The 13,515-nt window shown below is 34.1% G+C and carries 8 protein-coding genes and 1 tRNA gene; 7 read left to right on the plus strand and 2 right to left on the minus strand.

From position 1 onward, the window contains the following. Positions 1-41 precede the first annotated feature (41 nt). Positions 42-112 (plus strand) — tRNA-Gln (locus AC4PRO_RS01850). Between the two features lie 100 nt (positions 113-212). On the opposite strand, the gene AC4PRO_RS01855 is transcribed toward AC4PRO_RS01850, so the two are convergent. Next, positions 213-1,037, minus strand: coding sequence for a universal stress protein (locus AC4PRO_RS01855; RefSeq protein ID WP_492116081.1), 825 nt, complete (start codon positions 1,035-1,037; stop codon positions 213-215). A gap of 175 nt (positions 1,038-1,212) precedes the next feature. On the opposite strand from AC4PRO_RS01855, the gene rimP reads away from it, so the two are divergent. The 4 genes from rimP to AC4PRO_RS01875 all read left to right on the plus strand — a co-directional run bounded on the left by rimP (position 1,213) and on the right by AC4PRO_RS01875 (position 7,105). After that, positions 1,213-1,677 carry a ribosome assembly cofactor RimP gene (gene rimP / locus AC4PRO_RS01860; protein ID WP_492116200.1) on the plus strand — a complete coding sequence of 155 codons (465 nt, stop codon included), beginning with the start codon at positions 1,213-1,215 and terminating at the stop codon, positions 1,675-1,677. Between the two features lie 13 nt (positions 1,678-1,690). Then, entirely contained in the window at positions 1,691-2,944 is a 1,254-nt protein-coding gene (gene nusA, locus AC4PRO_RS01865) for a transcription termination factor NusA (protein WP_492116082.1), read from the plus strand. Positions 2,945-3,056: 112 nt separating this feature from the next. Beyond that, positions 3,057-5,948 (plus strand): translation initiation factor IF-2, encoded by a 2,892-nt coding sequence (gene infB / locus AC4PRO_RS01870; RefSeq protein WP_492116083.1) that lies wholly within the window; start codon positions 3,057-3,059, stop codon positions 5,946-5,948. Between the two features lie 431 nt (positions 5,949-6,379). After that, positions 6,380-7,105 carry a DUF6563 family protein gene (locus tag AC4PRO_RS01875; protein WP_492116084.1) on the plus strand — a complete coding sequence of 242 codons (726 nt, stop codon included), beginning with the start codon at positions 6,380-6,382 and terminating at the stop codon, positions 7,103-7,105. 1,392 nt (positions 7,106-8,497) lie between these two features. On the opposite strand, the gene AC4PRO_RS01880 is transcribed toward AC4PRO_RS01875, so the two are convergent. Continuing rightward, positions 8,498-8,887: an SPOR domain-containing protein gene (locus AC4PRO_RS01880; protein WP_074721837.1), complete on the minus strand. Its 390-nt coding sequence runs from the start codon at positions 8,885-8,887 to the stop codon at positions 8,498-8,500. 217 nt (positions 8,888-9,104) lie between these two features. Between AC4PRO_RS01880 and AC4PRO_RS01885 the strand changes: the two genes are divergently transcribed. Beyond that, positions 9,105-10,424, plus strand: coding sequence for a c-type cytochrome (locus AC4PRO_RS01885; RefSeq protein WP_492116085.1), 1,320 nt, complete (start codon positions 9,105-9,107; stop codon positions 10,422-10,424). Between the two features lie 32 nt (positions 10,425-10,456). Further along, on the plus strand, positions 10,457-13,507 hold the full coding sequence (locus tag AC4PRO_RS01890) for a TAT-variant-translocated molybdopterin oxidoreductase (protein ID WP_492116086.1): 3,051 nt from the start codon (positions 10,457-10,459) through the stop codon (positions 13,505-13,507). The last annotated feature ends 8 nt before the right edge of the window (positions 13,508-13,515 follow it).

The raw sequence follows: 13,515 nt of genomic DNA on the forward strand, positions 1-13,515 counted from the left end.
CTGAATTTTATTATAAATTTGCACTCGCTAAGCAGCACTGATGGTCTATGGTGTAATGGTAACACAACTGTTTTTGGTGCAGTCGTTCAAGGTTCGAGTCCTTGTAGACCAACAAAAGCCTCTCAATATGAGAGGCTTTTTTTTGGAGTAATTTTAAACTCCGGAAATCACATTTTGTCCAGTTTGAAAGCGCTGTCTAAAATAAAGTGACTTTATATTTTGAAAGTGACTACGGGTCTTATCGCATGGTTTACTAAGTCTTCGCCAATGCTTCCTGTGAAAAAGTGAGCTAAGCCTGTTCTTCCGTGGGTGCATAGTCCTATCAAATCAGCATTTATAGTTTTAGAGAAGTTAATGATTCCTTTTTCGATATTTACGTCATTATAAATATGAGTGGAGTAGTTAGTAATTTTAAAATCGGCTATGAAATCATTCATTATTTTTTCTGAAAGGGCAGTGGATTTGAAACTATTGGGGGTGCAAATCATTACTAAGTTCAATTTTGCATCAAATATTTTGCTAAAGGCAAGCATTTTTTCGAATGGTTTTTTTATTTCTTTGGAAAAATCCGATGCGAAAACAAAGTTGGTTCCTTTCAATTCGGGGGAGTCTTTTTTAATTACCAGCACCGGAACTTCTGAGAGTCGAACTACTTTTTCTGTATTTGAGCCAATTAATATTTCTTCGATACCAGAAACTCCATGAGACCCCATGACTATTAAATCTGTTTTGTGCTCACTACTAAAGGATAGGATTCCGTCAAATGCTTTTTCAAATTTCACAAATTCAGTTACTTGTATTCCTTTTAGATAGTCATTGTCTTTTAATTTTAGGAGCGTTTCGTTTGCTTTCTTAATGAATAGCATCACTTCAGGGATGCTTGCGGCTCCTGTTATAGCGTCATTCATTTGATTTGGAATTTCTAACATATGGAGTAGAAGTATTTCAGAATTGCTTTTTTTTGCAATTTGTGCGGCGACTTTTAATGCGTTTTCTGCATGTGCTGAAAAATCGGTTGGGACTAAAATTCGTTTCATGAATAAATGGATTAAATTAGGAAAAAATTCTTGATTTTCTTGCTTGTATAAAGATAAGAATTATTTTAACAGCAGTCAATCAATTAAATTTATAAAAAAAACACTATATTTGCACCGTTATTTATTAAAATCTAGATAATGAGGGGACTAAATGTCCCCTCTTTTTATAAAAAATATGACATTTAAAGAAAAAGTAAATTTATTGTTGACTGAAGCTCTTGTAGAAAAGCCATCGCTTTTCTTGATAGACCTTACCATCACTGATGCTTTTAAGGTTATTATAACTTTAGACGATGACAATGGTGTGGTATTACAGGACTGTATCGATATCAGTCGCATGATAGATGCTAGTTTAGACAGAGAAGAGCAGGATTATTCTATGGAAGTGGCCTCAGCAGGGGTTTCTTCTCCATTGAAAAAGATCAGGCAATACAAGAAAAATATAGGTAGAACATTGATTGTGAAAACTAATACAGAAAATATAGAAGCAGAATTAGTGGAAGCTAATGATGATTTTGTAATTTTGTCGTGGAAAGCAAGAGAACCTAAAAAGATAGGTAAAGGAAAAGAGACGGTTGAAAAGACGTTGCAAATCCCTTACGGAGATATAAAAGAAGCAATTGTTACAGTAACATTTTAATTAAAGAATTCGCATGGAAAATTTAGCATTAATCGATTCATTCTCAGAGTTTAAAGATGATAAACTTATTGATCGTGTAACGCTTATGGCAATTTTGGAAGATGTATTTAGAAATGCATTGAAGAAAAAATACGGTTCAGATGATAATTTCGATATTATTATAAATCCTGATAAAGGAGATATGGAAATTTGGAGACGAAGAGTTATTGTTGCGGACGAAGATTTAGATTTTGAAAACGAAGAAATTACTTTAACAGAGGCAAGAAAAATTGAAGCCGATTTTGAAATTGGTGAAGAAGTTTCTGAAGAAGTAAAATTAATAGATTTAGGAAGAAGAGCTATTTTGGCTTTACGCCAAAACCTTATTTCTAAAATACATGAACACGACAATACAAATCTTTACAAACAATTTAAGGATTTAATTGGAGAAATTTATACTGCCGAAGTACATCACGTAAGACCTAGAGTTGTAATTTTGGTGGATGATGAAGGAAATGAAATTGTTTTACCAAAAGAAAAACAAATTCAATCTGATTTTTTCCGTAAAGGAGATAACGTTCGTGGGATAATTGAAAGCGTTGAATTAAAAGGAAACAAACCTCAAATTATTATGTCTAGAACTTCTGAGAAGTTTTTAGAGAAATTGTTTGAACAAGAAATTCCTGAAGTTTTTGACGGTTTGATTATGGTTAAAAACGTAGTAAGAATTCCAGGTGAAAAAGCAAAAGTAGCTGTAGAAACTTATGACGATAGAATTGATCCAGTAGGTGCCTGTGTAGGTATGAAGGGATCACGTATCCACGGAATTGTTCGTGAATTAGGAAATGAAAATATAGATGTTATTAATTATACAAGTAACATTCAATTATATATTACGAGAGCGCTAAGTCCTGCAAAAGTATCTTCAATTAAGATAAATGAAGAAACTAAAAGAGCAGAGGTTTTCTTGAAATTAGAAGAAGTTTCAAAAGCGATTGGTAGAGGTGGACACAACATTAGATTAGCTGGTCTTTTGACAGGTTATGAGTTAGATGTTATTCGTGAAGGAGATGTTGCTGGCGCAACTGCCGATGAAGATGATGTTGAATTAACAGAGTTTTCAGATGAAATCGAAAGCTGGGTTATTGAAGAATTTGCGAAAATTGGTTTAGATACTGCAAAAAGTATCTTAAAACAAGACGTAGACGATTTAGTAAGAAGAACAGACCTAGAAGAGGAAACGATTCTAGATGTAATGAGAATATTGAAAGAAGAGTTTGATAGTTAGTCAATGAATCTTCAACGATAAACATGCCGCTTTACAATTAATTCTTGCTCGATAGATATCGAGTTGGGAGTAAAGCGAGGAATAACAAAAAAGGTAATAATAAAAAGGTTTTATGTCTGAAGAGAGAATTATTAGAATAAACAAAGTTTTAAGGGAATTGAATATTTCTTTGGAAAGAGCTGTGGATTATCTAAAAGATAAAGGGATTGCTATTGAAGCAAACCCAAACACAAAAATTTCTAATGATGTATACAATGTCTTGTGCGGTCAATTTGCGGGTGACAGAGGTAAAAAAGAGGCTTCAAAAGAAGTAGGAGAAGAGAAAAAGAAAGAGAAAGAGGCTTTACGTGTTGAGAGAGAGAAAGAAATCGAAGACAAGCGTAAGCACGACGAAGAGATTCTTAAAAAACAACAAGAAGTTGTAAAAGCGAGAGCTGTTATAGCGGGACCTGTTCAAGTAGGGAAAATTGATCTTAATCCTAAAAAAGCGGCTGCTGCTCCAGTACCAGTTACGCGAACTCCTGAGGCCCGTCCTGTTGTTGCTGAAAAAATTGAAGCGCCTAAAGCTAAAACTTCGACAGAAAAACCAGTTGTAAAAGAAACGGTTGAGGAAAAAGTTGTTTCTGACAAAAAAGAGGTGAAAGCCGTTGTCGAAACTAAGGAGCCAGTAAAAGAGCCAGTAAAGGAACCAGTAAAAGGAGATAAAAAAGTTGTTGTTTCGGAAGAAAAGGCAGCTCCAAAAACGGATGAAGCTCCGGTTGAGGAAGCTATTACAACTCAATATCAGAAATTATCGGGTACTAAATTAACTGGTCAAACTATTGATTTGTCTCAGTTTAATAAGCCGAAGAAGAAAAAAGAAGAGCCAAAAATCACTCCAAATAAGCCAGGCGCTGCCGGTGCTGCTGGAGCGGCTAATAAAAATAAACGCAAGAGAATTGCTCCTAAACCAGGTACACCTAGAGTTCCAGGTGCTCCAAATCCTAATAAGATTACGCCAAATACTGGCGGAGGCGGTGGTTTTAACGCGAATAGAAGTTCAAGACCTGGATTCGTAAGAGGAAATAGACCTGCAATTGTAGCAAAAGTGGAGCCTACGGAAGAGGAAGTAAAAAACCAAATTCGTGAAACTTTAGAAAAACTTCAAGGTAAAAAAGGAGGTAAATCTAAGGCAGCTAAATACAGAAGAGACAAAAGAGATACGCACCGTCAGAAATCTGATGATGAGCAAAGAGCAATAGAAGAAGGAAGTAAAACCATTAAGGTTACAGAGTTCGTAACTGTTGGTGAAATTGCCATCATGATGGATGTGCCTATTACAAAAGTGATCGGTACTTGTATGTCTCTTGGAATCATGGTAACCATGAATCAACGTCTTGATGCAGAAACGTTAACAATTGTAGCGGATGAATTTGGGTATGAAGTTGAATTTATCACTGTAGATATTGAGGATTCTATAACTGTTGTTGAAGATAGGGAGGAAGATTTAGTTTTTAGAGCTCCTATTGTTACTGTAATGGGTCACGTCGATCACGGTAAAACATCTTTGCTGGATTATATCCGTAAGGAAAATGTTATCGCTGGTGAATCAGGAGGTATTACGCAGCACATCGGTGCATACGGAGTAACTTTAGATAATGGTCAAAAAATTGCTTTCTTAGATACACCAGGTCACGAGGCGTTTACTGCGATGCGTGCACGTGGTGCTCAAGTAACAGATATTGCTATTATTGTAATTGCTGCAGATGATGATATCATGCCGCAAACTAAAGAGGCTATAAGTCATGCTCAGGCAGCAGGAGTGCCAATTATATTCGCTATCAATAAAATAGATAAACCAAATTCAAATCCTGAAAAAATTAAAGAGAAATTAGCAGGTATGAATTTACTTGTAGAAGACTGGGGTGGTAAATTCCAATCTCATGATATCTCAGCAAAAGTGGGTACAGGTGTAAAAGAATTGTTGGAAAAAGTTTTATTAGAAGCAGAAATTTTAGATTTAAAATCGAATCCTAATAAAGAGGCACAAGGAACAGTAGTTGAAGCCTTTTTAGATAAAGGTAAAGGATATGTTTCTACTATATTAGTTCAACATGGTACTCTTAAAGTTGGAGATTATATGTTGGCTGGTAAACATCATGGTAAAATTAAAGCCATGCATGATGAAAGAGGTAATATTGTTACCATAGCAGGTCCTTCTACTCCAGTATCGGTGTTAGGTCTTGATGGTGCAGCAACAGCGGGTGACAAGTTCAATGTATTCGAAGACGAAAAAGAAGCAAAACAAATTGCATCTAAACGTTCTCAATTAATGCGTGAACAATCTGTTCGTACACAGCGTCATATTACATTGGATGAAATTGGTCGTCGTATTGCTTTAGGTCAATTTAAAGAATTGAACGTGATCCTTAAAGGAGATGTTGATGGTTCTGTTGAAGCATTATCTGATTCGTTTTCTAAATTATCTACTGAAGAAATTCAAATTAACATTATACATAAAGGTGTTGGAGCGATTACTGAAACTGACGTTATGTTGGCTTCTGCTTCAGATGCGATCATTATCGGATTTAATGTTCGTCCTGCAGGTAATGCAAGACAGCTTGCTGATAAAGAAGAAATCGATATCCGTTACTATTCTATTATCTATGCAGCAATCGATGACTTGAAAGATGCAATGGAAGGAATGCTAGCTCCTGAGATGAAGGAAGAAATTCTAGGTACTGCCGAAATTAGAGAGATATTTAAAATCTCTAAAGTGGGATCAATCGCAGGTTGTATGGTTATGGATGGCAAAATAGCTAGAAATGCTAAAATTAGAATTATTCGTGATGGTGTTGTAGTCCACTCAGGTGAGCTTAGTGCTTTGAAACGTTTCAAGGATGATGTTAAAGAAGTAGCTAAAGGTTACGATTGTGGTATCCAAATTAAAGGGTATAATGACATTGAAGAAAGAGATGTTATTGAAGCGTACCATGAAGTAGCAATCAAAAAGAAATTGAAATAAAACTCAATTACTTATATAATTTAAAAATCCCGATTCTTCGGGATTTTTTTTATTTTAGACTTAAATTATTTATTTATGAAAGCACTTTTGATGTCTCTTTGTTTGTTTATCGATTAATGCGCAAAATGATAGTCATTATTTAATATCTCTTGAGAAGGACAGTAATAAGGAAATTGAAAGCGATTTTTATATTAACAATATTTACGATGGGAGACAATTCAAAGAAGATATTGGAATTGCGCAAAAATCTATTACGAATTCTAAAGTTCCGGTAAACTTTAAAAGGCCTTTTGTAGATGAGTTGGCTAGTTTCTTAGCAGTAATTTATCCAAAAAAAACAGGGTAAGAAACCAATATCTATTCGAGTCAATGAAATTTTTGTTTCTGAAGTAACCACGTCCAATCAAGAGACTGGTTATGCGACTGTTGTTTTGGATATAATTGATAGAAAAGAGAATAAGGATTATATTATCGGAACATATACTTCAACAATTTCAGAGGTAGGTTTTGATGTTACTGCTAAACATGATGAACGTGTCATTTTGGCTATTAAAAACTGTTTTGATGATTATAAAAAGTCAAATGAAACTTATAAAATACCCGTTGAATTCGATTCCAGTGCAGCACTTGATTCTACAGATAATTTTGATTTAAGTAAAAAGGAGGTTTATGTAAATTTTAATGACCTTAATACTGGGGAGGTTTTAGATTTAGATGATTATCGGATAACTAAATATAAGGAGGGGAATTGTCTTTTGAATAGTCGTAACGGAAGAGTCGAAACTAAATTCTTTGGTTTCAGTGATGGGCTTAGTTTTTATATAAATTCATCTAGATTTTCAACTGTGAGATTTTATTTTAAAACTGAAATAATGGGGGATTATTATTTTATTAATGAAGTTAGTTGTAATACGGTCGATTTTGCTGCAATAAGAAGTTCCTTTGGATTATTAGGGATGTTGTTAACTCTTGATCCATCTGAATTATCCGTTCCTTTACTTCTTGATAGGATAACGGGTAACCCGATTTTTTTGACTAATAGATATATTATTAACATGCTTTCTTCTGATAAAGAATTGCTAAAAGAATATAGAAAATCAGAACGAACAGTCGTTGATAAAAAACGTATTTATAAAAAGTATTTTAATGTTATATAAATTTTTTAGTGAGTTGTTTTTAGAGAATTATTAGTGTTTGTTTTTTATCAAAGAATATATTCGAATGATATTACGTGTTTTACTTAGTGCCGCTCATAATTTTTATGCTAAACGGTTCATACTTTAGTCAAGATGATTTTAGTGATTAATCACATTCAGTAGACGAGATGTATATTTTAAAAATAGAGGTAGGAAATTAATCAATTTGCTAGAGAGAATAACATAAGGTGTTTTACCGGTTAATCTAGATCAAGTTTTAATTTTATAATGTTAGTTGTTTCTTGTTCAAAATAAAAGTAAGTTAATTCTTATATATTATGTGGTATAAAAAAGGAGAAAAATGATCCGATATAAACAAATCATTATATTTTATTCTCAAAAAATTTTAAGCAGGAAATATGTTTAATGAAGTCATTTTAGATTTTCCATTCTTATAGAAAAAGTAGCAATATTAAAGAATACAATCTATTTTTTAATCATACTTTAGGTTAAAAAGTAGCAATTAATGTTTTTTTAAAGGATCATATTTATTTTTTATTTTAAAAATAAATTTGAAAAGGAGTACAAAAAATTAGATAGAAAGCAGTTATTTCATAGGTAGGGTTTTCAAATTACTGATCAAAAACGGATTTATTAAATACTAAACTAGTAGTAATTAATAATTTATTGGATGGCTTTTTTCCTTTATAAAAATGGTTACGAAATAACCTTGATAATTATTTATGGGCCTTATTATAGTAGTGATTTGATATGTAAATCTAACTATTGAATAGATAGCATAAATAGGGCGGGCCAGTTCGATATGTCGACAATTTTAGTGCAGATTTACAATCTGTGCCCACAGACAAGGATATTGGGAGCTTTCTTAAAGTAGAAGCCACTTCATTACGAAGTGGCTTTAGTGCTTTTATTTATAATTTTAAATCTTTTAAAGAAAGTCTGAAGTCCTTAGATAGTATATATAACTTTTGTGGCTGGTTTGTAAATCTGGTATTCTGATAGGAAATGGTTTCTAATTAATACAAGACTTTATTAAAGGATGGTGTATTATGCGAATGTCATAGGCTTGGTGCTCTTAACAACTAACAAACAAAGCATATAAAATAAGGAGCTGCTCAAACTGATTTTTTGTTTTTAAGGACTAATTGAGTTGTGAAATATGCCAAAAATAATAGTGATTTTTGTTGTTGTCATTGATTTGTTAAGGCCTATCATAAGGAAATTTCACGGTGAGTCGAATATGTCAACAACGGTAGTTCAAATTTGCAATTCGAGGGATCACACGACGTAGTAGAAGCGGAGTAAAAAGAAGAAACCACTTCATTTCGAAGTGGTTTTAGTGTTTTATTTAGTTGTTGTGACTTTCGTAAGCAGAACGTTTTTCTATTCTTTTTATTTCTGCGGTTTTATTAAATAAGCGTTTTCGTACTTTCTACGTATTTCGATTAAATTGCGTTCTGCTTCGATCTTAGTTCTAAAGTTGCCGATCCAAACTTTATAATTAGGAGTGTTGAATACTATTGTGCCATCGAGATCTGCAAAATCTTGTTTGCAATCGTTTAATGTCTTTTTTGCTTTATCATTATCGCCACTGAAGACTTGAATTTTATAGCGCTCATTTACAGCTATTGAAGCATTTATTTTTCTTTTTTCATTTAATAGTTGCTCAAATTTAGGATCTTGAGAAATGGTAAGGTTTCGGTCTTGTGCTTTTAAATTACTGGATAGTACACTCAGTATAAAGGAGTAATAAAAGATATTTTTTATTGTAATAATTCTCATAACGTAGTGGTTTTTAGGCAAAAATAGTATTTAATGGATGAATGGAAAGCATAATTATTATTTAGAATAGTTATAAATTGAAATTAAGATTATTTTAAGGTTTTGAGAATAGTTTCTAAGTCGTATTTTTGTCGAAGTTTAAAATAAAGGAACAGTTTTTATATATGTGTTTATAGAAAAAACTGTGCCAATTTTTAGTAGATAATCATTATACTTTATGAAAAAGGTGGGTAACCATAATTCGAACTCAAGGAAACTATTTTTAAGCTTAGCTTTGATGCTAACTGTTTCCTTAACTTCATTTGCGCAAGATGCTGTTCCAGCTGCCGCAACTGAAGCTCCAGTAGCCGCTCAAGGTGGTGACCCGGTAAAGGGTAAAGAACTTTTTAATTCAAATTGTGCTGCATGTCATAAGCTTGATGTTAAGGCAACTGGTCCGGCTCTTAGGGGTATTGCTGCTAAGTATGATATGCCTTGGTTGTACAAGTGGATTAATAATAGTGCTGAGCTTATTAAGTCAGGGGATGCAAAGGCTGTAAAAGTCTATGAAGAGAATAATAAGGTCGCTATGACTGCTTTTCCTACGCTGTCGGAAGGTGATATTGATAACATTATCGCTTACACTTCTGAAGTGAAGGCTGAAGCTCCTGCTGCAGTTCCTGGCGCTGTTGTTGCTGGAGGGTCTGATCAAGGAGCTGTGTCTAATAATATAATTTTAGGTGCTCTTGCTCTTGTTATGGCTATGTTAGTGGTGATGTTATTCTTGGTGAATAACGTTTTAAGAAAAGTAGCTAAAGTAAATGGTATAGAGGTAGCGTCAAAAACGCCTACTACTCCTATTTGGAAAGCGTTTGCTAAAAATCAATTCTTAGTATTAGTTAGTGCTATATTTTTATTGTTGGCTAGTGCGTATTTTGTTTATGGTTTTTTAATGCAGGTGGGGGTAGATCAAAACTACGAACCAATTCAGCCGATACATTATTCTCATAGAATTCACGCTGGTGATAATGAGATTAATTGTAAATACTGTCACTCTGCGGCTAGAGTTAGTAAAAATGCGGGAATTCCTTCTTTGAATGTTTGTATGAACTGTCATAAAAACATTGCTGAAGTTGCTGAAAGTACTGCTACGCCAGAATACAGCAAGGCATTTTACGACGAGCAAATCCAAAAATTATATACGGCAGTGGGTTGGGATAAATCAACTCAGTCTTATACTGGAAAAACACAACCTGTAAAATGGGTTCGTATTCATAACTTACCTGATTTCGTTTATTTCAATCACTCTCAACACGTTACTGTTGCCGGGATCGAATGTCAGACATGTCACGGTCCGGTTCAGACCTATGAGATTCAAAAGCAATTTGCTCCTTTGACAATGGGTTGGTGTATTAATTGTCATAGAGTAACTGATGTTAAGATGAAAGGAAATGAATATTACACAAAAATTCATGATGAACTTTCTAAAAAATACGGTGTTGACAAGCTGACTGCAGCGCAAATGGGTGGATTAGAGTGTGGTAAATGTCACTATTAATCAAATTATTAAGATTTTAATATTTATATACAATGTCATCAAACAAAAAATACTGGAAAAGTGTTGAAGAACTAGAAAACGGTTCTATTGTTGAGGCGCTTAGAAATAACGAATTTGTTGAAGCAATTCCTACTGATGAATTTTTAGGAAGTAAAGAGGCAATGTCTTCTTCAACATCACGTCGTGACTTTTTAAAGTACGTTGGATTTAGTACTGCAGCAGCTACACTTGCTGCGTGTGAGGGTCCGGTTAACAAGTCGATTCCTTATGTGTTGCAGCCAGAGCAAATCATTCCTGGAGTAGCTGATTATTATGCTACTTCTGTTTTTGATGGTTTTGATTTTGCAAACCTACTTGTTAAAACTCGTGAGGGGCGTCCTATTAAAATAGACAATAATACTATTTCAGGAGCTAAATTTACTGCTAATGCTAGAATTCATGCATCGATATTATCGTTGTACGATAATATGCGTTTGAAAGAACCTAAAATTGGTGGTAAAGATTCAACGTGGTCTGCTGTAGATTCAAAAATTAAATCAAGTATAGTTGATGCTAAGGCAAAAGGCGGACAAGTAGTATTGTTGACTAATACTTTAGCTAGTCCATCTACTGAAAAGTTGATTAGTCAATTTATTGCTTCAAACCCAAATGGGAAACATATTATTTATGATGCTGTTTCTTCATCTGAAGCTTTAGATGCTTTTGAAACTGTTTACGGTGAAAGAGCTCTGGTTGATTATGATTTTTCAAAAGCATCGCTTATAGTTTCTGTTGGTGCTGATTTTCTTGGTGATTGGCAAGGTGGAGGGTATGATTCAGGTTATACTCAAGGCAGAGTTCCTAAGAACGGAAAAATGTCACGTCATTTTCAATTAGAAGCAAACATGACTTTGTCTGGTGCTGCTGCTGATAAGCGTTTACCAATGTCTACTGCAAACCAAAAGCAAGCCTTAGTACATATATATAATATAGTAACTGGTTCTGCTATCGCTGTAAGTTTAGAAGATAAGTTTAAATCTGAAGTCACAAAAGCGGCACAACAATTAAAGTCAGCTGGTTCAAAGGGTGTATTGGTTTCTGGTATTCAGGATAGAAATGCTCAGTTATTAGTTTTGGCTATTAATCAAGTTTTAGCCAGTGAGGCTTTTAGCACTTTTGGAACAAGACAAATAAGAAAAGGATCAAACGAGAAATTAGCTCAATTGGTTAAAGATATGAAAGCAGGAAGCGTTCATACTTTGATAATGAGTGGTGTTAATCCTGTTTATACATTAGCAGATTCGGCTTCTTTTGCTGAAGGTCTTAAAAAAGTTACTACATCGGTATCTTTAACTTTAAAAGAAGATGAAACGGCTTTACTTAGTACGATTGCTGCTCCAGTTCCTCATTATTTGGAAGCTTGGGGTGATTTAAGTCTTACTAAAGGCACGTATAGTTTAACTCAACCTACAATTCGTCCTTTGTTCGATACAAAACAATTTCAAGATGTGTTAATGTCTTTGAATGGGATGTCTGGAACATATTATGATTATATAAAAGCAAATTCATCTTCAATTATTGCGGGTGCTTCTTGGAATAAAATATTGCATGATGGTGTTTATGTTGGTGCTGCTCAATCGGTTTCTGGTGGTTCTGCAGATTTTAGTGCTGCTGCAAGTGCATTAGCAAAATCTAAAGTTGCCGCAGGTTTTGAATTAGTGTTGTATACTAAAACAGGAATGGGTGACGGTCAACAAGCGAATAATCCTTGGTTGCAGGAATTTCCAGATCCTATTACAAGAGTTTCTTGGGATAATTATGTTACTGTTTCAAATGCAGATGCTAAAGCGTTATTGATGTCTAATGAAATCGTTGCTAATGGTGGTCTTAACGGAAGTTATGCTACAATTACTACGGCAGATGGTTTAAAACTAGATAATGTGCCGGTAATTGTTCAACCAGGTCAGGCTGTTGGTACGATTGGTTTGGCTTTAGGTTATGGTCGTAAAGCGGCTTTAAAAGAAGAAATGCAAGTAGGTTTAAATGCTTACACTTTATATAAAGATTTTAATGATGTGCAATCTGTTACATTAGTAAAAGCTGACGGAGATCACGAGTTTGCTTGTGTTCAAGGTCAAAAAACATTAATGGGTAGAGGGGATATTATCAAAGAGACTTCTTTGGAGATATTCAATACTAAAGATGCTAAGTATTGGAATGAAGTTCCAATGGTCTCTTTGAACCATGAAGAAGTAGAAGGGACTACAGTAGATTTATGGGATTCTTTTGATCGTTCTGTTGGGCATCACTTTAATCTTTCTATTGACTTGAATGCTTGTACTGGTTGCGGGGCTTGTGTAATAGCTTGTCATGCTGAAAATAATGTGCCTGTAGTAGGTAAGTCAGAAATTAGAAGAAGTCGTGATATGCACTGGTTGCGTATCGATAGATATTATTCTTCTGAAAGTACGTTTGAAGGTGATAACGAAAGAAAAGAAAACATTTCTGGTTTGTCGAGTTCATTGTCTACATTTAATGAGATGGAAAAAGCAGGTGATAATCCTCAAGTTTCATTTCAGCCTGTAATGTGTCAGCACTGTAATCACGCACCTTGTGAAACTGTTTGTCCGGTAGCGGCAACATCACATAGTCGTCAAGGGCAAAATCATATGGCTTATAACAGATGTGTTGGTACGCGTTACTGTGCTAACAACTGTCCGTATAAAGTACGTCGTTTTAACTGGTTCTTGTATAACAAAAACAGTGAATTTGATTATCATATGAATGATGATTTAGGTCGTATGGTCTTAAATCCTGATGTGAATGTTCGTTCTCGTGGTGTTATGGAAAAATGTTCTATGTGTATTCAAATGACACAAGCTACAATTTTAAATGCTAAAAGAGAAGGAAGAGAAGTAGTTGATGGAGAATTTCAAACTGCATGTTCAAATGCTTGTTCTAACGGAGCAATGGCCTTTGGGGATGTTAATGATAAAGAAAGTCAGATCAAAAAATTAGCAGAGGATGAAAGAATGTATCATTTGCTGGAACATGTTGGAACAAAGCCTAATGTGATTTATCACGTTAAAGTTAGAAATACTTAGTACAAAAA

It is taken from the genome of Flavobacterium sp. DW-iso2 (genome assembly GCF_058725285.1).

Coding starts and splice junctions, on each gene's coding strand:
- AC4PRO_RS01855 (WP_492116081.1), bottom strand. CDS start 1,037: ATGAAACGAATTTTAGTCCCAACCGATTTTTCAGCACATGCAGAAAAC.
- rimP (WP_492116200.1), top strand. CDS start 1,213: ATGACATTTAAAGAAAAAGTAAATTTATTGTTGACTGAAGCTCTTGTA.
- nusA (WP_492116082.1), top strand. CDS start 1,691: ATGGAAAATTTAGCATTAATCGATTCATTCTCAGAGTTTAAAGATGAT.
- infB (WP_492116083.1), top strand. CDS start 3,057: ATGTCTGAAGAGAGAATTATTAGAATAAACAAAGTTTTAAGGGAATTG.
- AC4PRO_RS01880 (WP_074721837.1), bottom strand. CDS start 8,887: ATGAGAATTATTACAATAAAAAATATCTTTTATTACTCCTTTATACTG.
- AC4PRO_RS01885 (WP_492116085.1), top strand. CDS start 9,105: ATGAAAAAGGTGGGTAACCATAATTCGAACTCAAGGAAACTATTTTTA.
- AC4PRO_RS01890 (WP_492116086.1), top strand. CDS start 10,457: ATGTCATCAAACAAAAAATACTGGAAAAGTGTTGAAGAACTAGAAAAC.